The organism is Citrobacter sp. TBCS-14 (assembly GCF_005280805.1).
Classification (GTDB): Bacteria; Pseudomonadota; Gammaproteobacteria; order Enterobacterales; family Enterobacteriaceae; genus Citrobacter; species Citrobacter gillenii.
Genome location: NZ_SZWM01000141.1, coordinates 180,217 through 200,243 on the forward strand (window position 1 = coordinate 180,217; position 20,027 = coordinate 200,243).

A 20,027-nucleotide genomic window follows, 5' to 3' on the forward strand; every position below is an offset into this window, starting at 1 on the left:
TGCATAGAATGTGCACGGAAATTAAACCTGCCTCATGTTTGGAGCAAATATGGACCGCGTTCTTCATTTTGTCCTGGCCCTTGCCGTGGTTGCGGTACTCGCACTGCTGGTAAGCAGTGACCGTAAACAAATTCGCATTCGTTATGTTATTCAATTACTTGTTATCGAAGTGTTACTGGCGTGGTTCTTCCTGAATTCTGATGTCGGGCTGGGCTTCGTGAAAGGCTTCTCCGAGATGTTTGAAAAACTGCTCGGTTTTGCTAATGAAGGGACAAACTTTGTCTTCGGCAGCATGAACGATAAAGGCCTGGCATTCTTCTTCTTGAAAGTACTGTGCCCAATCGTCTTCATTTCCGCCCTGATCGGTATTCTGCAGCATATCCGCGTTCTGCCTATTATCATCCGCGCAATTGGATTTTTGTTATCCAAAGTCAACGGTATGGGCAAGCTGGAGTCCTTCAACGCCGTCAGCTCGCTGATCCTGGGTCAGTCTGAAAACTTTATTGCCTATAAAGATATTCTGGGCAAGATGTCACGCAACCGCATGTACACCATGGCAGCGACGGCAATGTCCACCGTTTCCATGTCCATCGTCGGCGCGTACATGACCATGCTGGAACCAAAATACGTTGTTGCTGCATTGGTTCTGAACATGTTCAGCACCTTTATTGTACTGTCGCTGATCAACCCTTACCGCGTGGATGCCAGCGAAGAAAATATTCAGATGTCTAACCTGCATGAAGGACAGAGCTTCTTCGAAATGCTGGGTGAGTACATTCTGGCAGGCTTCAAGGTCGCGATTATCGTGGCAGCAATGCTGATCGGTTTCATCGCGCTGATTGCCGCGCTGAACGCCCTGTTTGCCACCGTCACCGGCTGGTTTGGCTACAGCATCTCCTTCCAGGGCATCCTGGGCTACATCTTCTACCCGGTCGCATGGGTAATGGGTGTGCCGTCCAGCGAAGCGCTGCAGGTGGGCAGTATCATGGCGACTAAACTGGTTTCCAACGAATTCGTGGCCATGATGGACCTGCAGAAAATCGCGTCTACGCTCTCTCCACGCGCGGAAGGTATTCTGTCTGTGTTCCTGGTCTCCTTCGCTAACTTCTCTTCCATCGGTATCATCGCAGGCGCAATCAAAGGTCTGAACGAAGAGCAAGGCAACGTGGTATCCCGCTTTGGTCTGAAGCTGGTATACGGCTCTACGCTGGTGAGCGTACTGTCCGCATCCATCGCAGCACTGGTGCTGTAAGACAGTAGCATCGCAATCGTAGTGACTCGGCCGGGGAGATTCTCCCCGGTTTTTTTATGTCCGTCATTTGGTGATCTGACAGAGGAAGCAGAGGATCGTGCAGGAAGTAGAAACAAAAAACCCCCGCTTTTCAGCGAGGGTCTTAATTTTGGTGGAGCTAAGCGGGATCGAACCGCTGACCTCCTGCATGCCATGCAGGCGCTCTCCCAGCTGAGCTATAGCCCCACGATGCCTTTACGTACCAAATTTAGTGGGATTAAATTTGGTGGAGCTAAGCGGGATCGAACCGCTGACCTCTTGCATGCCATGCAAGCGCTCTCCCAGCTGAGCTATAGCCCCGTCACGTAAAGCTTGTCGAGTTGACGGGCGGCATAATATGAATTCCCTTCGCGCGTGTCAACGGCAAAATTAACTCACTGAATTCAATCGCTGAAAAAGCAGGCAAATGAAGAACATTGCGCAACAACTCGCATTCAGTAGTTAAACGCGTCACGGTTTCTAGTAAAATGGTGCTATAAACTGAACCACTAATTAACCCCACGACTACTCAGGGAATCGTTATGTTCAAGGAACGGATGACGCCAGAAGAACTTGCTAATCTGACCGGTTACAGCCGGCAGACCATTAATAAATGGGTGCGCAAGGAAGGCTGGGCTACGTCACCAAAACCGGGCGTTCAGGGCGGAAAAGCTCGTCTGGTTCACGTCAACGAACAAGTTCGCGAATACATTCGCAGTGCAGAGCGTTCAGCTGAAGGTTTATCAGACAACTTATCTTTAGCTGGCGACTCTTCTATTGAAACACTGCTGATCACCCTCGCGAAAGAAATGACGCCAGCAGAACAGAAAATGTTTACGTCATTGATCCTGCGTGAAGGCATTACCGGTTTGTTACAACGCTTAGGGATCCGCGACAGCAAATAATATGAAAAAATTACGCAGCAAAATGACCACCGAAGAGCTGGCTGAATGTCTCGGAGTCGCGAAACAAACGGTCAATCGTTGGATCAGAGAACAAAACTGGAAAACCGAAAAGTTTCCCGGTGTGAAGGGCGGTCGCGCAAGGCTTATTCATATTGATGCCGGCGTGCGGGAATTTATTCTCAATATCCCAGCTTTTCGCAAAATCCCGGAATTTTATCAGGCTGAAGAACCCGTTGCAGAATACACGCACGTTGTCCGTAGCCACGCCTGTCGCCAGATAATCAGTGCGTTGGATAACATGTCACCAGCGGAACAAGAAAAACTGGCGCTGTTTCTTTCGCGCGAAGGTATCCGTAGTTTTCTCACCCGTCTGGGCATTGATGAATCCGAATAAATGCCAAAAAAAACGGCAGGATCTGCGCCTGCCGTTTTGTTGTCTCTCTGACAGTCTTACTGCTGCTTTTCACGCTCAGCAATAAACGCCAGCGCTTTGTTAATACGTTCAATGCTGCGGGATTTACCAATCGCATGCACCGTAACGTCTAATCCTGGAGACTGGCCTGCACCGGTAACCGCAACGCGCAGCGGCATACCGACTTTACCCATCCCCACTTCCAGCTCATCAGCGGTAGACTGAATGGCGTGATGAACGTTTTCAGCGGTCCATTCGGTGATGGCAGCAATTTTATCACGCACCACTTCCAGCGGCTGACGCGCAACCGGGCGCAGGTGTTTCTTCGCAGCATCCGCATCGAACTCAGCAAAATCTTCATAGAAGTAGCGGCAGCTCTGCGCCATCTCTTTCAGGGTTTTGCAGCGCTCGCCCAGCAGTTTTACCAGCTCGGACAATTGCGGACCCACGCGGGTATCGATATTTTCCTGCTCAATGTGCCACTGCAGATGCGTTGCCACATATTCAGGTGCCAGAGTGTTAATGTAGTGATGGTTCAGCCACTGCAGTTTTTCGGTATTGAATGCGCTCGCCGATTTGCTTACCGCACCAAGAGAGAACAGCTTGATCATCTCTTCGCGGGTGAAGATTTCCTGATCGCCGCTGGACCAGCCCAGACGCACCAGATAGTTCAGCAGCGCTTCCGGCAGGTAACCATCGTCGCGATACTGCATCACGCTGACCGCACCGTGACGTTTGGACAGTTTTTTACCGTCGTCGCCGTTGATCATCGACACGTGCGCGTAAACCGGCACCGGCGCGTTCAGCGCCTTCAGGATGTTGATCTGACGCGGGGTGTTGTTGATATGGTCTTCACCACGAATAACGTGGGTAATTTCCATATCCCAGTCATCAACAACCACACAGAAGTTATAGGTTGGAGAACCGTCGGTACGGCGGATGATCAGATCGTCGAGTTCCTGGTTGCTGAATTCGATCGGTCCACGGATCTGGTCGTCAAAAATAACGGAACCGTCCTGCGGGTTGGCAAAACGCACCACGCAAGGTTCGTCATCGGCGTGATGTTCGTGGCCGTGGCGGCAGCGACCGTCATAACGTGGCTTCTCACCTTTCGCCATCTGATCTTCACGCAGCTGTTCCAGACGCTCTTTGGAGCAATAGCATTTATACGCTGTACCCGCTTCCAGCATCTCATCAATAACGGCGTTGTAGCGATCAAAACGTTTGGTCTGGAAGTACGGACCTTCATCCCACTCCAGATTCAGCCAGTTCATGCCATCCATAATGGCTTCGATAGCTTCCGGCGTGGAGCGTTCGAGATCGGTGTCTTCAATACGCAGCACAAACTCACCGCTATGGTTACGTGCAAAAAGCCAGGAATAAAGAGCAGTACGCGCACCGCCGACGTGCAGATAACCTGTCGGGCTAGGCGCGAAGCGAGTTTTGATTTTCATGAAATGGCCTTACGTTTATAAAGATGCCGACAACCGGCAAATCCTGGGAAGATTATCAGGCCCGTATTCTATCACCGTGGTCTGATTCCTCAATGTTGTTCAGGTTGGAACATCACGCTTTGCCATTTTCGTATACAAATCATGCCGCATGGACTGTTTTGCGATCGTTTTGTTTAAATTTACGACGAACGAACAATTTCTTTAGAAAATGCGTTGACTCATTTTCAACTCTCCCTATAATGCGACTCCACACAGCGGGGGTGATTAGCTCAGCTGGGAGAGCACCTCCCTTACAAGGAGGGGGTCGGCGGTTCGAACCCGTCATCACCCACCAACTACTTTATGTAGTCTCCGCCGTGTAGAACAGAAAATTGAGAAGTGGGTGATTAGCTCAGCTGGGAGAGCACCTCCCTTACAAGGAGGGGGTCGGCGGTTCGATCCCGTCATCACCCACCACTTTCTCGCCAGCTGGATTTTCTGTCAAAATATGAAGTACCGAAGTGGGTGATTAGCTCAGCTGGGAGAGCACCTCCCTTACAAGGAGGGGGTCGGCGGTTCGATCCCGTCATCACCCACCACTTCCGGGCGTTAGCTCAGTTGGTAGAGCAGTTGACTTTTAATCAATTGGTCGCAGGTTCGAATCCTGCACGCCCCACCAATGTAAAAAGGTGCCCTAAAGGCGCCTTTTTGCTATGCACGGAATTCAAAGATTCGAACCTGCAGCAGGTTCGGGTCGAACGCAGTGAGATAACGGAGCCGTTCACGGCGACGGCCCGAAGGGCGAGCGAAGCGAGTCATCCTGCACGCCCCTCCAATGTAAAAAGGCGCCCTAAAGGCGCCTTTTTACTATGCGTAGAATTTAACAATTAAGCCATTCTCTGCCTGATGCGCTGCGCTTATCAGGCCTACAGTCTACGTCGTTGTAGGCCGGATAAGACGTCAGTCGCCATCCGGCACACATCACATCGTCAATGCCCCAACCAGTTTCTCCAGCGCAGGTGTTGCCTGCTGTTGGTCATACACAATATATAAATCAGCAGGAATGCGTTCTTCCAGCGGGCGGAATACCACGCCAGGCCAGTTCATCTGCGCATAACTATCTGCAATTAACGTAATACCAATCCCCATACTGATCATCGCCAGCACCGTTTGTGGCTCCCTCACCTCACGAATAATCATCGGTGAAAATCCGGCGCTCTGGCACACACGCTGCAAAAATGCCCAGTCAGTATGAATGGAAGGCATCGTGACAAAATATTCATTACGCAGCGCTTCCAGCGGCACGGTGTCACGAGCGCTCAGCGGATGTTCTTCCGGCATCGCCACCAGAAATGAAGACTCATGCAAGCGCAGGCTGGTAAATCCGGGCGAGGGTGCTGTTGCCATCCGCCAAATCCCCGCATCCAGCTCACGCCGCTCCAGCAGCGTCATCTGCATTGCCGGCATGTTTTCGCGAAACAGAACCTCAACGTTCGGGTTCTCTTTCAAAAATCGCCGCATCACCGGGCGCATTTTTCCCCACATCGCCGTGCCTATTACGCCCAGTTCGACTCGCCCTGCCTCACCGCGGCCAATCTGCTCCACGCGTGCCAGCGCCTGGTTAGCGCTGGATAACAGGCGGCGTGACTCTTCCATCAGGATTTTTCCGGCGTGGGTTAACGTCACGCTACGGGAATGCCGGATAAACAACAGTGTGCCGAGCTGCTGCTCCAGCTCTTTGATATGAATACTTAGCGGGGGTTGTGACATATTCAGGCGAGCAGCCGCACGTCCAAAATGCAGTTCTTCTGCGACTGCCAGAAAATAACGCAGTAACTTCAGATCGATACGATGCGTGCGTTCCATGAGTAATGCGCTCCAGCGGAGAAGGATAATGCGCAAAGTTACCACATTGCATCGCAAGAACATAAAACGGCGGGCAGCATTAGCCCGCCGCAGGTAAGGATTAATGTGCCAGCGATTTCTGCACGGACCTTTCCGGCTCATGCTTGTATTTGAAGAACAGCGCAAAAATGACGGCCAACGCCAGCGCATAAGCCGCAAACACCAACCAGATGGTTTGCCAGTCCTTCACGCCATCGACGGAGAAATAGTCCACCGCCATGCCGCTCAGGATTGAACCTACCCACGCCCCGACGCCGTTCACCATGGTCATAAACAGCCCCTGTGCGCTGGCGCGAATGTTGGAGCTGACTTCCTGCTCGACGAACACCGATCCGGATATGTTGAAGAAATCAAACGCGCAACCGTAAACGATCATCGACATCAGTAACAGCACAAAGCCAAACGGTGACGGATCGCCAAACGCAAAGAAACCAAAACGCAGCGTCCACGCCAGCATGCTCATCAGCATCACCGTTTTAATCCCAAAGCGTTTGAGGAAGAACGGAATGGTGAGAATGAAGCCCACTTCCGCCATCTGCGACACCGACAGCAAAATAGAGGGGTATTTCACGACAAAGCTGCCAGCAAATTCAGGGTTACGGGCAAAATCATGCAGGAACGGATTACCAAAGACGTTGGTGATTTGCAGTACCGCCCCCAGCATCATGGCAAAGAGAAAGAATATCGCCATACGCGGATTTTTAAACAGCACAAACGCATCCAGTCCCAGCTTACCGGCAAGCGTCGTTGCCACTTTCTTCTCAGCAACCGGGATTTTCGGTAAGGTAAACGCGTACATCGCCAGCAGTAATGAGGCGCCGGAGGCGATATACAGCTGAGCGCTGCTCAGTTCCAGTCCCATCAGGCTTACCGTCCACATAGCCACAATAAAGCCAATCGTGCCAAACACGCGAATCGGCGGGAAAGCCGTAACCGGATCCTGGCCGGATTGCGCCAGGCAGGAGTATGAGACGCTGTTCGACAACGCAATCGTCGGCATATAAGCCATGGCGTTAATCAGCATCACCCAAAACATGGTATCTGCATCGGTCACGGTGGTGGCATACAGCAGCACACCCGCGCACACCAGGTGACACAGCATGTAGGCGCGTTCGGCGCGCAGCCATTTATCAGCGATGATCCCCATGATGCCAGGCATAATAATCGCCGCCAGCCCTTTCGAGCTATAAACCATACCCACGTTGGCACCGGTAAAATGCAGGGTGTTGATCATGTAAGAACCCAGGGTCACCAACCAACTTCCCCAGATGAAATATTGCAAAAACGACATGAGCTTTAAGCGTGAGGCGATACCCATTTTTCCGTTCCTTGCCAAAAAAGTAAGACCCCGCAAGCGGGGTCAGTTATCGTTTTTATTCAGGCCAGCTTGCGCAAAAAGCCGCAGATCAAATTGATGAAGTTCTGTCGGGAGAGTTCCGCCGCCGCTAATGTTTGGGCATGGGATAACTTCACATCCCCCAGCCCTTCTGCCAGGTTGGTGATGGCAGAAACCGCAACCACCTTCAATTCACAGTGACGTGCAGCGATAACTTCAGGGACCACCGACATACCAACCACATCACCGCCAATAATCTGCATCATGCGAATTTCTGCCGCCGTCTCAAAGTTCGGTCCTGGATAGGAGACAAATACGCCTTCGCTCAGCGGGAATCCCTCTTCTTTCGCTACGGTTTGCAGGATCGCACGGTAGTCTGCATCGTAGGCGTTCGCCAGCGAGAAGAAACGCTCGCCAAAACGCTCATCGTTGAGTCCAACCATTGGCGTGCCTGGCATGGTATTAATGTGATCGCTGAGCGCGACCAGGCTGCCCGGACCGACTTCAGGACGTAAAGAGCCCGCCGCGTTGGTGCAAAATAGCAGTTCGCAGCCCAGCAGTTTAAGGGTACGAATAGCATCGGTCATCACCGTCATACCGCGACCTTCGTAAAAGTGCCCACGCCCTTTCATGCAGGCCACAGGAACGCCAGCCAGATTCCCCAGCACCAGTTCCCCCGCATGTCCATGTACGGTGCTGACCGGGAACCCTGGCAGCTTCTCGTAAGAGATCGCCACCGCATCCTCGATTTGCTCGGCCAACGCGCCCAGCCCGGAGCCGAGAATAAACGCCACGCGTGGCGTGAAGTTAGGTTTATAACCACGAATGATATCGGCGCTATACCAGGGATTCTGAGAGAAAAGAGTGTGGCTCATGAGATGTCCTTAAAACTGAGTAATCGAAAATAACGTAGCGTACCCCGATGTTATAACGAGACTACGCAATCGATTACCAATACAGTTTTTCCCGTCGATCGATAGTAAATCGGTATTGATGAGTTGCGCTAAACCCGCCCAACTTCACATTATTCTCCTGCCGTAAATGGCATGGGGCGCTTATAACTGATACAGCGGATCCCGCGCACGACCGGCGGTTAATTCACTGGCCTGTGTGCGCACGACGTCCCACAATGCCTGAGCGGCGGTCGATAAAGAGCGATTTTTACGTCGAGCCAGCATCAGCTGTCGTTCAACCACCGGCGTCAGACGTTTGACCTGCAAATGGCTGCCCTGCGGCAGGGGGAGCGCCAGCGCGGGCAGTACGCTGATACCAATCCCCGCTTCGACCATCGGAAAGAGCGTTGCCGGGTGGCCTATCTCCTGCACAATGTTGGCATCAATGGAGAAATGGGCCAGTGCCGCATCAATCAGCGGTCGGCTACCAGAGGCGTAATCCTGCAACACCAGACGTTCGTGCAGGAGATCCTGCCAATTAACCCACTCCCGCTCGGCTAAAGGATGATCCTCCCGACACAGCAGCAGGAAGGGTTCCGACAGCACCGCTTCACACTGTAGGTCCGTTGCCGCACCCGGATCGATAACAATGCCGAAATCCACTTCCCCCTGACGAATACTTTCCAGTACCCACTGCTGCGGCCTGTCATGCAGGACAAAATCGATCGCGGGATAAAGCGCATTACTCTGGGCAATACACTGGGGAATAAGATGGGCAGAGATGGTCTGGCTGGCCGCGACACGAACTGTACCGGTGAGCTGCGTGCCAACCTGCCCGGCTTCGCGCAGCGTGCTGTGCAGCTCATCCAGGATACGCTCAAGGCGTGCTGCCAGCTGTTGTCCGGCATCGGTAAGCACCACCTCTCGTGTGGTCCTGTCCAACAGACGCACGCCCGTCTGCCCTTCCAGCTCTTTTACGCTGTGGCTCACCGCCGACTGGCTTAAGCCGATGATATCCCCCGCCCGACTAAAGCTTTTGGCCCGAGCGACGGTGACAAAAATACGCAGTTGACGCAGAGAGTAATTCATCGATTTAATTCATATATGGATGCAATAAATCAATTTTATTTCTCAAACAGAAAAACGCAAACTAGTACGACCGAATTCCAGGAGCTTTTATGAAACTTTTTCGTATCCTCGATCCGTTCACGTTGACGCTGATTACCGTTGTGTTACTGGCATCTTTTTTTCCCGCCGAGGGTGGATTTGTCCCTTTCTTTGAAGGGTTAACCACCGCAGCGATTGCCCTGCTGTTCTTTATGCATGGGGCCAAACTCTCACGAGAAGCCATTATTGCCGGCGGTAGCCACTGGCGGTTGCATCTGTGGGTGATGTGCAGCACCTTTGTCGTCTTCCCAGTGCTGGGCGTGTTGTTTGCCTGGTGGGCACCGGTTAACGTCGATCCGATGCTGTACACGGGTTTCCTGTATCTGTGCATTTTGCCTGCCACGGTGCAGTCGGCGATTGCCTTTACCTCGCTGGCCGGTGGTAACGTGGCCGCCGCCGTGTGCTCTGCCTCCGCCTCCAGCCTGTTGGGTATTTTTCTCTCACCGTTGTTGGTCGGTCTGGTGATGAATATGCATGGCGCAGAAGGCAGCCTTGAGCAGGTGGGTAAAATCATGCTGCAGCTGCTGCTGCCGTTCGTGCTGGGGCATCTTTCACGCCCGTGGATTGGTAACTGGGTGTCACAACATAAAAAATGGATCGCTAAAACGGACCAGTCTTCGATTCTGCTGGTGGTTTATTCTGCCTTCAGCGAAGCCGTGGTGAATGGGATCTGGCACAAAGTCGGGGTAGGTTCACTGTTGTTTATCGTGGTAGTCAGCGTCGTACTGCTGGCTATTGTGATCGGGATAAATGTCTTTGTGGCGCGTAAATGCGGTTTCAATAAGGCCGATGAAATCACCATTGTATTCTGCGGGTCGAAAAAGAGCCTGGCGAACGGGATCCCCATGGCAAACATTCTGTTCCCGACGTCGGTGATCGGCATGATGGTGCTGCCGTTGATGATATTCCATCAAATCCAGCTGATGGTCTGCGCGGTGATGGCTCGTCGCTATAAGCGACAAACTGACGCCTTGCAGGCGCAGCAGGAAGGCCGCGCCGCAAAGGCTTAAAGCGGACGTTTTAGGGGCTGTACCAGCTGCGTCAGCCCCTCAGTTTTAATCAGCAACGTAATTTGCATCAGCTCGCCCAGTTTGCCCGGTGGAAATTCATCCTTACGGGCAAACCACAGCAGATACTCTTCCGGCACATCAATCAACCGACGCCCTTTGTATTTGCCAAAGGGCATGACGGTATTAGCGATGTCAATCAGTTGCTCTTTTTCCATCTCAGGCGCCCAGTAAGCGGATCATCTCCGCTTCATCAATCACAGCGATACCCAGCTCCTGTGCTTTGGCAAGCTTGGAGCCTGCGGCTTCACCGGCAATCACCAGATCGGTTTTCTTCGACACGCTGCCCGCCACTTTCGCCCCCAGTTCGGTCAACCGGGCTTTGGCGTCATCGCGCGACATCTGGCTCAGGCTTCCCGTCAGTACCACCGTTTTCCCGGCAAACGGGCTGTCGATCTCTTCGGCGTTGATGACCACCGGCGCAGGCCAGTTAATGCCCTGTGCCAGTAGCTGGCCAATGACCTCACGGTTGCTCTCTTCGGCAAAGAAGTTAAACACGTGAGTGGCAACCACAATGCCGACGTCAGGGACTTTTTGTAGCTCCTCAATAGACGCCACTTCCAGCGCATCCAACGTACCGAAATAGCTTGCCAGACCTGCGGCCGTGGCTTCGCCCACTTCACGGATACCCAACGCATAGAGAAAGCGGGCAAACGTGGTTTGTTTGGCTTTTTCCAGCGCATTGACCACGTTTTGTGCCGACTTCGGCCCCATGCGATCCAGCCCCGTCAACTTACCGGCTGTTAACTGGAACAGATCGGCTGGCGTATGGACATACTCTTTCTCGACCAGCTGATCGATAATCTTATCGCCCATGCCGTCCACATCCAGCGCCCGACGCGAAACAAAATGCTTGAGGGATTCTTTACGCTGTGCACCGCAAATGAGACCACCGGTGCAGCGGGTAACGACTTCACCTTCCACACGCTCAACGTCAGAACCACACACCGGGCAATGGGTTGGGAAGACGATTTCACGCGTCTCTTCGGGGCGCTCGGAAAGCACCACGTTCACCACCTGCGGGATCACATCACCCGCGCGGCGAATCACCACCTTGTCACCAATGCGTAAACCCAGACGATCGATTTCATCGGCGTTGTGCAGCGTGGCGTTACTGACCAGCACCCCCGCTACCTGTACCGGTTCAAGGCGAGCGACGGGCGTAATCGCCCCGGTACGTCCGACCTGAAACTCAACGTCGCGCACAAAGGTCATCTGTTCCTGTGCCGGGAACTTAAACGCCACCGCCCAGCGCGGTGCACGGGCCACAAAGCCCAGTTGCTCCTGCAGCGCCAGCGAGTTGACCTTAATCACCACGCCGTCAATGTCGAAGCCGAGCGTTGGTCGGTCTGCTTCAACCTGATGATAGTAAGCAAGTACTTCCTCCGGAGAGTCGCACAACGTGACTCTGTCGCTGACCGGAAGTCCCCACGCTTTGAATTGCAGCAAACGGCCCAAATGGGTATCCGGCAGTTCACCCCCTTCCAGCACGCCGACGCCATAGCAGAAGAAGGTCAGCGGTCGCTTCGCAGTGATACGCGGATCGAGCTGGCGTAATGAACCGGCTGCCGCGTTACGTGGGTTAGCAAACACTTTATTGCCAGTACGACGCGCGTCTTCATTGATTTTTTCAAAACCCGCCTGCGGCAAAAAAACTTCGCCACGTACTTCCAGACGCGTTGGAATATTGTCGCCGCGCAGCTTGAGCGGGATCGCGCGAATAGTACGCACATTCGAGGTAATGTCTTCACCGGTCGTGCCATCACCGCGCGTTGCCGCGCTGACCAGCACGCCGTTTTCATACAGAATGCTTACCGCCAGACCGTCCAGCTTCAGTTCACAGCACCAGGTCAGCTTATCCGTACTCTTCAGTCGGTCCTGTACGCGTTTATTGAACGCGAGAAAACTCTCTTCATCAAATACGTTGTCCAGCGACAACATCGGCACTTCATGACGTATCTGACTGAAGGACGCCAGCGGAGCCGCACCGACGCGTTGCGTCGGCGAGTCGGGCGTAATCAAATCCGGGTGCTGAGCTTCCAGTTCACGCAGTTCGCGCATCAGGCGATCATATTCCGCATCGGGAATGTCCGGTGCGTCCATCACATGGTAAAGATACTCATGATGGCGAAGCGTGGTTCGCAGTTCTGTCAGTTGTTGTTCGATTGATTCCATATCGCACCATCAATGATAAAAAACCCCCGACAGGCGGGGGTTCAGAAAGGAGATGTCACGCCAGAGGGCAATCAGGCGTGAGATTCTATAACGTCGCGGATGCGGTCCTGATACTCGCGCAGTTTCTGCGGCGTCATCATGCGACGTTGATCGTCGAGCACCACACCACCCACTTCATCGGCGATGTGCTGCGCTGACTGCAGCATCAGCTTAAAGTTTTGCAGCTCATCCCCGTAGGACGGCACCTGCATAAAGATAGTCACGCCAGGCGTAGTGAAATCGCCGGTCATCTCAGGGTCGAATGTCCCCGGATTCACCATATTGGCCAGACTGAACAGTGACGGGCCGCTGCCATCGGGGCTCAGATGACGATGGAAAATATTCATATCGCCAAATTTAAAGCCTGCCTGCTGAATGCTGTTGAGCAGCACTTCGCCATTGAGTTCGCTGCCATGATGTGCCGCCACGTTCATAATAATGACCGTTTCTTTAGGCTGCGGTTTTTCCACAACGGGCGCTGGCTCAACGACCGGCTCTGGCTGCGGTTGCTCAACGACAGGCTCGGCTGGCTGGAAGGCCTGCGGTGCAGGCTGTGGCGCATGCTGCACCGGCTGCTGAACTTGCGGCGCGACCGGCTGGTGCTGCATCGGCTGCTGTGGTACAGGCTGATGCGACACCGGTTGTACAGGCTGCTGCACAGGCTGAACATGCGGCGGCGGTACCGGCGCTTCAGCGGGCTGCTGCGCGGGTTGACGCGGCTGAGCAGACGCATAAGGCGGCTGGTACTGGTGTTGCGGCGACTGAGGAGGAACACCATGTTCCTGACCGCTGCCGGGAGCATGATTCACACGATGTACGCGGACTTCGCCCACGCCTTCGTCTTCCTCGACGTTATCGCCGATAGAATCCTCGTCATCACGTTTAGACTTCATGCGTTTCAGTGGGCGATCGCGGAATATAGAAGACCGCTCTTTACGGCTAGTCCAGAAACCATGTACCAGTAAAGCGATTATGGCGATCGCGCCAACAATGATTAATATCAGACGCAAATCCTGCATCATTATATTCTCTGTTGTTCTAACACCTTGCCACCACGGCAAACATTTACTCACTAAGAGTATTTGCCGATTACGTCTAGTGCAAGTGTACTCTTGGCTTTCACAGCATAAAGATGAATAAAATCGTGCTTTTTGCTGTTTTTTCGAACATTTCTGAACAGCCTAACGCTCAACAACCCGGTAATATACGCGAAGTTGACCTGGACTTAGACCACAAGGAGCATGTCCCGACTATGGTTTCATCATCTGCAAGTGTACCACGCAGCGGTTTTTATTATTTTTCTCAGGGATGGAAGCTCATCAGCCAACCGGGGATCCGTCGCTTTGTTCTCCTGCCGTTGCTGGTGAACATTTTGCTGATGGGGGGCGCGTTCTGGTGGTTATTTAGCCAACTGGATAGCTGGATACCCGCTCTAATGAGTCATGTTCCGGACTGGCTACAGTGGCTCAGTTATTTGCTGTGGCCCATTGTGACATTCTCCGTGCTGCTGGTATTTGGCTATTTTTTCTCCACGCTTGCCAACTGGATCGCGGCACCGTTTAACGGCTTACTGGCTGAACAACTGGAAGCGCGACTGACCGGCGCAACGCCACCCGACACCGGCGTGCTCGGTATTATGAAAGATGTTCCGCGTATTATGAAACGTGAATGGCAAAAGCTGGCCTGGTACCTTCCGCGCGCAGTCGTACTGCTGCTGCTCTATTTTATCCCCGGCATTGGACAGACCGTTGCGCCAGTACTGTGGTTCCTGTTTAGCGCGTGGATGCTGGCTATCCAATATTGTGATTACCCGTTTGATAACCACAAAGTGCCGTTCAAAGAGATGCGTACCGCCCTGCGCACGCGCAAAGTCACCAATATGCAGTTTGGCGCGCTGACCAGCCTGTTCACCCTGATCCCTGTGCTCAACATGTTTATCATGCCGGTTGCCGTTTGCGGTGCCACCGCGATGTGGGTAGATTGCTATCGTGCTAAGCACGCGTTATGGAAGTAATGCAAAAATGTGTAAATGCGGGCCGTCTTATGCCCGCTCTTATTCCATACTGCAAGGCATTATTTCTCATCAGCATATAGATATGCGATTTCCTTACTTCCCCATACTTTCTCAACAGGTATGCTGATGCGGTATCCCAATTTCATACAGTTAAGGACAGGCCATGAGTAAGATTTTTGAAGACAACTCGCTGACTATCGGTCATACGCCGCTGGTTCGACTGAACCGTATCGGTAACGGACGCATTCTGGCGAAGGTAGAATCACGCAACCCGAGCTTTAGCGTCAAATGCCGTATCGGTGCCAATATGATTTGGGATGCCGAAAAACGTGGTGTGCTGAAACCGGGTATTGAACTGGTTGAACCGACCAGCGGTAACACCGGTATTGCCCTGGCCTACGTTGCTGCCGCGCGTGGTTACAAGCTGACCCTGACGATGCCGGAAACGATGAGCATTGAGCGTCGTAAGCTGCTGAAAGCGCTGGGTGCAAATCTGGTGCTGACTGAAGGCGCAAAAGGCATGAAGGGCGCGATTCAGAAAGCAGAAGAAATTGTTGCCAGCAATCCGGAAAAATTCCTGCTGCTTCAGCAATTCAGTAACCCGGCTAACCCGGAAATTCACGAAAAAACCACCGGCCCGGAAATCTGGGAAGACACCGATGGTCAGGTGGATGTGTTTATCTCCGGCGTTGGCACCGGCGGTACGCTGACCGGCGTTTCCCGCTATATCAAAGGGACCAAAGGCAAAACGGATTTGATCACCGTTGCCGTGGAACCGACAGATTCTCCGGTCATCGCTCAGGCGCTGGCGGGTGAAGAACTCAAGCCCGGCCCACATAAAATTCAGGGCATTGGCGCTGGTTTCATTCCGGGCAACCTCGATCTGAAACTGATTGATAAAGTGGTCGCCATCACTAACGACGAGGCTATCTCTACCGCGCGTCGCTTGATGGAAGAAGAAGGTATTCTGGCAGGTATCTCTTCAGGAGCCGCGGTTGCTGCCGCGCTTAAACTCCAGGAAGATGAAACCTTTACCAATAAGAATATAGTGGTTATTCTACCGTCATCGGGTGAGCGTTATCTGAGCACTGCACTGTTTGCCGATCTCTTTACTGAGAAAGAACTGCAACAGTAATGCCAGCATGTTAAAAACGCGTAAAAAAGCACCCTTTTGGGTGCTTTTTTGTGGCCTGCTTCAAAGTTTCGCCCCACCTGGCATTGATTCAACCCGCCGGAACTGGTATTTAACCAAACTAATTATTTTGATGCGCGAAATTAATCGTTACAGGAAAAGCGCGAGCTGAATCGATTTAATGATTTGGTTCAATTCTTCCTTTCGCGGCATAATGTTTAATGACGAAAGAAACGTCAGTGGCAAGAAGTTGCTCGCAACGGATTGCACCGAACTCCTTTTGTGTCGCGACCTGTTTAGGTCGACGCTAACAATACAGGCTAAAGTTGAGCCGCCAGGCTAGACTTTAGTTCCACAACACTAAACCTATAAGTTGGGGAAATATAATGTTCCAGCAAGAAGTTACCATTACCGCTCCGAACGGTCTGCATACTCGCCCTGCTGCTCAGTTCGTTAAAGAAGCAAAAGGCTTTACGTCTGAAATTACTGTGACTTCCAACGGCAAAAGCGCTAGCGCCAAAAGCCTGTTTAAACTGCAGACTCTGGGCCTGACTCAGGGTACCGTTGTTACCCTTTCCGCAGAAGGCGAAGACGAGCAGAAAGCAGTTGAGCATCTGGTTAAACTGATGGCTGAACTCGAGTAAGTTCAACGAGTTCTTTTCAATATCAGTCACAAGTAAGGTAGGGTTATGATTTCAGGCATTTTAGCATCCCCGGGTATCGCTTTCGGCAAAGCACTGCTGCTGAAAGAAGACGAAATCGTCATTGACCGGAAAAAAATTTCTGCCGACAAGGTTGATCAGGAAGTTGAACGTTTTCTGAGCGGTCGTGCCAAGGCATCTGCGCAACTGGAAGCGATCAAAACCAAAGCTGGTGAAACGTTCGGTGAAGAAAAAGAAGCCATCTTTGAAGGGCATATCATGCTGCTCGAAGATGAGGAGCTGGAGCAGGAAATCATAGCCCTGATTAAAGATAAGCACATGACGGCTGACGCAGCTGCGCATGAAATTATCGAAGGTCAGGCCACCGCTCTGGAAGAGCTGGATGATGAATACCTGAAAGAACGTGCGGCTGACGTACGTGACATCGGTAAACGCCTGCTGCGTAACATCCTGGGTCTGGCAATTATTGACCTGAGCGCTATTCAGGACGAAGTTATCCTGGTTGCCGCCGATCTGACACCGTCAGAAACCGCACAGCTGAACCTGAATAAGGTGCTGGGTTTCATCACTGACGCGGGTGGACGTACTTCCCATACCTCAATCATGGCGCGTTCTCTGGAACTGCCTGCCATCGTGGGTACCGGCAGCGTCACCTCTCAGGTGAAAAACGACGACTATCTGATTCTGGATGCCGTAAACAATCTGGTTTACGTCAATCCAACCAACGACGTTATTGAGCAACTGCGCGCCGTTCAGGAGCAAGTTGCTACCGAGAAAGCGGAACTCGCTAAGCTGAAAGATCTGCCAGCTATCACGCTGGACGGTCATCAGGTTGAAGTGTGCGCCAACATCGGTACCGTGCGTGACGTTGAAGGCGCTGAGCGTAATGGCGCTGAAGGCGTGGGTCTGTATCGTACCGAATTCCTGTTTATGGACCGTGACTCGCTGCCAACTGAAGAAGAACAGTTTGCTGCGTATAAAGCCGTTGCTGAAGCCTGTGGCTCGCAGGCGGTCATCGTGCGTACTATGGACATCGGTGGCGATAAAGAGCTGCCGTACATGAACTTCCCGAAAGAAGAGAACCCATTCCTGGGCTGGCGTGCTATTCGTATCGCGATGGATCGTAAAGAGATCCTGCGTGACCAGGTTCGTGCCATCCTGCGTGCTTCTGCTTTCGGCAAACTGCGCATCATGTTCCCGATGATCATCTCTGTTGAAGAAGTACGCGCACTGCGCAAAGAGATCGAAATCTACAAACAGGAACTGCGTGACGAAGGCAAAGCATTTGACGAAACCATTGAGATTGGCGTGATGGTGGAAACACCGGCTGCGGCAACCATTGCACGTCATTTAGCCAAAGAAGTTGACTTCTTTAGTATCGGCACCAATGATTTAACGCAGTACACCCTGGCAGTTGACCGTGGTAATGATATGATTTCCCACCTTTACCAACCGATGTCGCCATCTGTTCTGACGCTGATCAAGCAAGTTATTGATGCTTCTCATGCTGAAGGCAAATGGACCGGCATGTGTGGTGAGCTTGCAGGCGACGAACGTGCTACACTTCTGTTGCTGGGGATGGGTCTGGACGAATTCTCTATGAGCGCCATTTCTATCCCGCGCATTAAGAAGATTATCCGTAACACGAACTTCGAAGATGCGAAGGTGTTAGCAGAGCAGGCTCTTGCTCAACCGACAACGGACGAGTTAATGACGCTGGTTAACAAGTTCATTGAAGAAAAAACAATCTGCTAATCCACGAGATGCGGCCCAATTTACTGCTTAGGAGAAGATCATGGGTTTGTTCGATAAACTGAAATCTCTGGTTTCTGATGATAAGAAAGACACCGGAACTATTGAGATTATAGCTCCGCTCTCTGGCGAGATCGTCAACATCGAAGACGTGCCGGATGTAGTTTTTGCTGAAAAAATCGTTGGTGATGGCATCGCTATCAAACCAACCGGTAACAAAATGGTTGCCCCTGTAGACGGCACCATCGGCAAAATCTTTGAAACCAACCATGCGTTCTCTATCGAATCTGATAGCGGCATTGAGCTGTTCGTTCACTTCGGTATTGATACCGTTGAACTGAAAGGCGAAGGCTTCAAGCGTATTGCTGAAGAAGGTCAACGCGTTAAAGTGGGCGACCCGGTTATTGAATTCGATCTGGCACTGCTGGAAGAAAAAGCCAAGTCTACCCTGACGCCGGTTGTTATCTCCAACATGGACGAAATCAAAGAACTGATCAAACTGTCCGGTAGCGTGACCGTGGGCGAAACCCCGGTTATCCGCATCAAGAAGTAATTCTGCGTAGGCCGGATGAGGCGTTTACGCTGCCATCCGGCAATCAGGCAGCACTTTACCGGATGGCGCTGCGCTTATCCGGCCTACAAAGAAACTCTCACCGTAGGCCGGATAAGACGTTCACGCCACCATCCGGCATTAAATCTGCGAGGTCATCGGGCGGTAACACGCTTCTCGCATCAAAATTTTCATCCCTTCAGGCCCGCTTTCCAGCATCCGTCTTTCTGAATCCGCCACCAGCAGTTCACAGTCATATCCGCCGGCAATACCAAACATCGCGCGCGCCACGCAGATATCTTCCAGCGCCTCGGTGCCGCTGGTATCGAAATGCCCCACTAAACGTCCATGCTGGCGAACCACCAACCGATAACTCTTCATCGCGCCTCCCCTGCCGGTGGCAGAATTAATTCATCACACCCGCACAGGTGGGTCCAGGTCATCACTTCCAGCACACGCTGCGCAGCATCATGTGTGGCGGCGGTAAGCGCTTTTCCTGCAACGATACCGCTTATCAGTTCAGCGCAAAACAGAACGCCGGTTCCCTTGAGGTCCGTTTTCACCCGCGGGTGGGCTAACACCTCAACCGTTTCAGCCGTCACCACCGCCACGTTGATCACCTCCTCGACATCAGCTGGTGCACTGGTGATTACCACCCATTTCAGCGTGTCGGTGAGCAGAGATTTTGCCGCCAAAATCGCCTCATCGAGCGTGCGACACGGTTTTCCACTCAGCATTTGCAGTTCAAACACGTTCGGCGTCACGCCCTGCGCCAGCGGGAGCAGGTGCGTGCGGTACGCCTCCGGAATCTCGGCCTTCACGTACATCCCGCTGTCGATATCACCCATCACCGGATCGACCAGAATACACAGCTCTGGATGCGCGGCGCGAACGGTTTCCAGCCACCGTGCGAGCAGCGCTATCTGCTCTGCGCTTCCCATATAGCCGGTCGTTACCGCCTTGAGTTCACGTAAGGCATCGCGCTCATGTAAAGCAGTGAGATAACCATTAAACCAGTCGCCGGGGATAATCCCGCCATAAAAGGTTTCATAATGTGGGGTGTTACTGAACAGCACCGTCGGTACCGCCGTCACCCGTAACCCATGCGCTTTAATGGCCGGCACGGCAATACTGTTGCCTACGCTGCCATACACCACCTGTGACTGGACGGCGACGATATCGGTTTGTAACGCTCGATGCTTGTCGTCGAAGAGCACTGACTGTATTTCACTCTCCTGCTCCATAAACCTCTCCTCTCGCTGGACAGCGGGCTGATGCCTCACTATTATCGTCATATGATAAAATTCATTTTGTC

At 52.5% G+C, this 20,027-nt stretch carries 19 protein-coding genes, 5 tRNA genes and 1 other RNA gene; 13 read left to right on the forward strand and 12 right to left on the reverse strand.

Annotated features, from left to right (window positions below):
- Positions 1-49: 49 nt before the first annotated feature.
- Positions 50-1,252 carry a nucleoside permease NupC gene (nupC, locus tag FDX22_RS03275; protein ID WP_115257842.1) on the forward strand — a complete coding sequence of 401 codons (1,203 nt, stop codon included), beginning with the start codon at positions 50-52 and terminating at the stop codon, positions 1,250-1,252.
- 149 nt (positions 1,253-1,401) lie between these two features.
- Here the strand turns inward: nupC and FDX22_RS03280 are convergent.
- Both FDX22_RS03280 and FDX22_RS03285 read right to left on the reverse strand, forming a co-directional pair.
- Positions 1,402-1,477: transfer RNA gene (locus tag FDX22_RS03280), tRNA-Ala, on the reverse strand.
- A gap of 38 nt (positions 1,478-1,515) precedes the next feature.
- Positions 1,516-1,591: transfer RNA gene (locus FDX22_RS03285), tRNA-Ala, on the reverse strand.
- 221 nt (positions 1,592-1,812) lie between these two features.
- Between FDX22_RS03285 and FDX22_RS03290 the strand changes: the two genes are divergently transcribed.
- Both FDX22_RS03290 and FDX22_RS03295 read left to right on the forward strand, forming a co-directional pair.
- Entirely contained in the window at positions 1,813-2,175 is a 363-nt protein-coding gene (locus tag FDX22_RS03290) for a YfeC-like transcriptional regulator (RefSeq protein ID WP_096756266.1), read from the forward strand.
- Position 2,176: 1 nt separating this feature from the next.
- Positions 2,177-2,569: a YfeC-like transcriptional regulator gene (locus tag FDX22_RS03295; RefSeq protein ID WP_096756265.1), complete on the forward strand. Its 393-nt coding sequence runs from the start codon at positions 2,177-2,179 to the stop codon at positions 2,567-2,569.
- Positions 2,570-2,625: 56 nt separating this feature from the next.
- Here FDX22_RS03295 and gltX read toward each other — a convergent pair whose 3' ends face one another.
- Positions 2,626-4,041 carry a glutamate--tRNA ligase gene (gltX, locus tag FDX22_RS03300; protein ID WP_096756264.1) on the reverse strand — a complete coding sequence of 472 codons (1,416 nt, stop codon included), beginning with the start codon at positions 4,039-4,041 and terminating at the stop codon, positions 2,626-2,628.
- A gap of 258 nt (positions 4,042-4,299) precedes the next feature.
- On the opposite strand from gltX, the gene FDX22_RS03305 reads away from it, so the two are divergent.
- The 4 genes from FDX22_RS03305 (at position 4,300) to FDX22_RS03325 (ending at position 4,855) form a co-directional block, all read left to right on the forward strand.
- Positions 4,300-4,375 (forward strand) — tRNA-Val (locus tag FDX22_RS03305).
- 46 nt (positions 4,376-4,421) lie between these two features.
- A tRNA-Val gene (locus tag FDX22_RS03310) sits at positions 4,422-4,497 on the forward strand.
- A gap of 46 nt (positions 4,498-4,543) precedes the next feature.
- Positions 4,544-4,619, forward strand: a tRNA-Val gene (locus FDX22_RS03315).
- A 102-nt stretch (positions 4,620-4,721) separates the two neighbouring features.
- A non-coding RNA gene (locus FDX22_RS03325) (RtT sRNA) lies at positions 4,722-4,855 on the forward strand.
- A gap of 146 nt (positions 4,856-5,001) precedes the next feature.
- Here the strand turns inward: FDX22_RS03325 and FDX22_RS03330 are convergent.
- From FDX22_RS03330 to FDX22_RS03345, 4 genes are all read right to left on the reverse strand, one after another.
- Positions 5,002-5,886 carry a LysR family transcriptional regulator gene (locus FDX22_RS03330; protein WP_146716699.1) on the reverse strand — a complete coding sequence of 295 codons (885 nt, stop codon included), beginning with the start codon at positions 5,884-5,886 and terminating at the stop codon, positions 5,002-5,004.
- Positions 5,887-5,986: 100 nt separating this feature from the next.
- Positions 5,987-7,243, reverse strand: coding sequence for a nucleoside permease (locus tag FDX22_RS03335; RefSeq protein ID WP_115257840.1), 1,257 nt, complete (start codon positions 7,241-7,243; stop codon positions 5,987-5,989).
- Between the two features lie 59 nt (positions 7,244-7,302).
- Positions 7,303-8,136, reverse strand: coding sequence for a xanthosine phosphorylase (xapA, locus tag FDX22_RS03340; RefSeq protein WP_135911651.1), 834 nt, complete (start codon positions 8,134-8,136; stop codon positions 7,303-7,305).
- 180 nt (positions 8,137-8,316) lie between these two features.
- Positions 8,317-9,243, reverse strand: coding sequence for a LysR family transcriptional regulator (locus tag FDX22_RS03345; RefSeq protein WP_115257838.1), 927 nt, complete (start codon positions 9,241-9,243; stop codon positions 8,317-8,319).
- Between the two features lie 89 nt (positions 9,244-9,332).
- On the opposite strand from FDX22_RS03345, the gene FDX22_RS03350 reads away from it, so the two are divergent.
- Positions 9,333-10,331 (forward strand): bile acid:sodium symporter family protein, encoded by a 999-nt coding sequence (locus tag FDX22_RS03350; RefSeq protein ID WP_115257837.1) that lies wholly within the window; start codon positions 9,333-9,335, stop codon positions 10,329-10,331.
- Here FDX22_RS03350 and FDX22_RS03355 read toward each other — a convergent pair.
- From FDX22_RS03355 to zipA, 3 genes are all read right to left on the reverse strand, one after another.
- On the reverse strand, positions 10,328-10,546 hold the full coding sequence (locus FDX22_RS03355) for a DUF3820 family protein (RefSeq protein WP_045445890.1): 219 nt from the start codon (positions 10,544-10,546) through the stop codon (positions 10,328-10,330). The genes FDX22_RS03350 and FDX22_RS03355 overlap by 4 nt on opposite strands.
- 1 nt (position 10,547) lies before the next feature.
- Positions 10,548-12,563, reverse strand: a complete 2,016-nt coding sequence (gene ligA / locus FDX22_RS03360; protein WP_146716700.1) for an NAD-dependent DNA ligase LigA — start codon at positions 12,561-12,563, stop codon at positions 10,548-10,550.
- Between the two features lie 71 nt (positions 12,564-12,634).
- Positions 12,635-13,624, reverse strand: coding sequence for a cell division protein ZipA (gene zipA / locus FDX22_RS03365; protein WP_146716701.1), 990 nt, complete (start codon positions 13,622-13,624; stop codon positions 12,635-12,637).
- A 230-nt stretch (positions 13,625-13,854) separates the two neighbouring features.
- Here zipA and cysZ point away from each other — a divergent pair, with 230 nt between their 5' ends.
- The 5 genes from cysZ (at position 13,855) to crr (ending at position 18,715) form a co-directional block, all read left to right on the forward strand.
- Positions 13,855-14,616, forward strand: a complete 762-nt coding sequence (cysZ, locus tag FDX22_RS03370) for a sulfate transporter CysZ (RefSeq protein WP_115257834.1) — start codon at positions 13,855-13,857, stop codon at positions 14,614-14,616.
- A gap of 163 nt (positions 14,617-14,779) precedes the next feature.
- The gene (cysK, locus tag FDX22_RS03375) at positions 14,780-15,751 is read left to right on the forward strand and encodes a cysteine synthase A (protein WP_135911646.1); all 972 of its coding nucleotides are present in this window, start codon (positions 14,780-14,782) and stop codon (positions 15,749-15,751) included.
- 383 nt (positions 15,752-16,134) lie between these two features.
- Positions 16,135-16,392 carry a phosphocarrier protein Hpr gene (ptsH, locus tag FDX22_RS03380; RefSeq protein WP_002913505.1) on the forward strand — a complete coding sequence of 86 codons (258 nt, stop codon included), beginning with the start codon at positions 16,135-16,137 and terminating at the stop codon, positions 16,390-16,392.
- Positions 16,393-16,437: 45 nt separating this feature from the next.
- A complete protein-coding gene (gene ptsI, locus FDX22_RS03385; RefSeq protein ID WP_115257832.1) occupies positions 16,438-18,165 on the forward strand; it encodes a phosphoenolpyruvate-protein phosphotransferase PtsI in 1,728 nt (575 codons plus the stop codon).
- 40 nt (positions 18,166-18,205) lie between these two features.
- Positions 18,206-18,715 carry a PTS glucose transporter subunit IIA gene (crr, locus tag FDX22_RS03390; protein ID WP_049841435.1) on the forward strand — a complete coding sequence of 170 codons (510 nt, stop codon included), beginning with the start codon at positions 18,206-18,208 and terminating at the stop codon, positions 18,713-18,715.
- A gap of 138 nt (positions 18,716-18,853) precedes the next feature.
- On the opposite strand, the gene FDX22_RS03395 is transcribed toward crr, so the two are convergent.
- Together FDX22_RS03395 and pdxK are read right to left on the reverse strand one after the other, a co-directional pair.
- Positions 18,854-19,093 carry a cytoplasmic protein gene (locus FDX22_RS03395; RefSeq protein WP_096756253.1) on the reverse strand — a complete coding sequence of 80 codons (240 nt, stop codon included), beginning with the start codon at positions 19,091-19,093 and terminating at the stop codon, positions 18,854-18,856.
- Positions 19,090-19,956, reverse strand: a complete 867-nt coding sequence (gene pdxK / locus FDX22_RS03400) for a pyridoxine/pyridoxal/pyridoxamine kinase (RefSeq protein WP_146716702.1) — start codon at positions 19,954-19,956, stop codon at positions 19,090-19,092. Before pdxK ends, FDX22_RS03395 begins: the two co-directional genes overlap by 4 nt.
- Between the last annotated feature and the right edge of the window lie 71 nt (positions 19,957-20,027).

Bases quoted from the DNA above. Each gene is read 5' to 3' on its own strand.
- xapA (WP_135911651.1), bottom strand. From the start codon at position 8,136: ATGAGCCACACTCTTTTCTCTCAGAATCCCTGGTATAGCGCCGATATC.
- FDX22_RS03355 (WP_045445890.1), bottom strand. From the start codon at position 10,546: ATGGAAAAAGAGCAACTGATTGACATCGCTAATACCGTCATGCCCTTT.
- FDX22_RS03330 (WP_146716699.1), bottom strand. From the start codon at position 5,886: ATGGAACGCACGCATCGTATCGATCTGAAGTTACTGCGTTATTTTCTG.
- FDX22_RS03395 (WP_096756253.1), bottom strand. From the start codon at position 19,093: ATGAAGAGTTATCGGTTGGTGGTTCGCCAGCATGGACGTTTAGTGGGG.
- ligA (WP_146716700.1), bottom strand. From the start codon at position 12,563: ATGGAATCAATCGAACAACAACTGACAGAACTGCGAACCACGCTTCGC.
- ptsH (WP_002913505.1), top strand. From the start codon at position 16,135: ATGTTCCAGCAAGAAGTTACCATTACCGCTCCGAACGGTCTGCATACT.
- crr (WP_049841435.1), top strand. From the start codon at position 18,206: ATGGGTTTGTTCGATAAACTGAAATCTCTGGTTTCTGATGATAAGAAA.
- nupC (WP_115257842.1), top strand. From the start codon at position 50: ATGGACCGCGTTCTTCATTTTGTCCTGGCCCTTGCCGTGGTTGCGGTA.
- cysZ (WP_115257834.1), top strand. From the start codon at position 13,855: ATGGTTTCATCATCTGCAAGTGTACCACGCAGCGGTTTTTATTATTTT.
- ptsI (WP_115257832.1), top strand. From the start codon at position 16,438: ATGATTTCAGGCATTTTAGCATCCCCGGGTATCGCTTTCGGCAAAGCA.
- FDX22_RS03335 (WP_115257840.1), bottom strand. From the start codon at position 7,243: ATGGGTATCGCCTCACGCTTAAAGCTCATGTCGTTTTTGCAATATTTC.
- FDX22_RS03350 (WP_115257837.1), top strand. From the start codon at position 9,333: ATGAAACTTTTTCGTATCCTCGATCCGTTCACGTTGACGCTGATTACC.
- cysK (WP_135911646.1), top strand. From the start codon at position 14,780: ATGAGTAAGATTTTTGAAGACAACTCGCTGACTATCGGTCATACGCCG.
- gltX (WP_096756264.1), bottom strand. From the start codon at position 4,041: ATGAAAATCAAAACTCGCTTCGCGCCTAGCCCGACAGGTTATCTGCAC.
- FDX22_RS03345 (WP_115257838.1), bottom strand. From the start codon at position 9,243: ATGAATTACTCTCTGCGTCAACTGCGTATTTTTGTCACCGTCGCTCGG.
- pdxK (WP_146716702.1), bottom strand. From the start codon at position 19,956: ATGGAGCAGGAGAGTGAAATACAGTCAGTGCTCTTCGACGACAAGCAT.
- FDX22_RS03295 (WP_096756265.1), top strand. From the start codon at position 2,177: ATGAAAAAATTACGCAGCAAAATGACCACCGAAGAGCTGGCTGAATGT.
- FDX22_RS03290 (WP_096756266.1), top strand. From the start codon at position 1,813: ATGTTCAAGGAACGGATGACGCCAGAAGAACTTGCTAATCTGACCGGT.
- zipA (WP_146716701.1), bottom strand. From the start codon at position 13,624: ATGATGCAGGATTTGCGTCTGATATTAATCATTGTTGGCGCGATCGCC.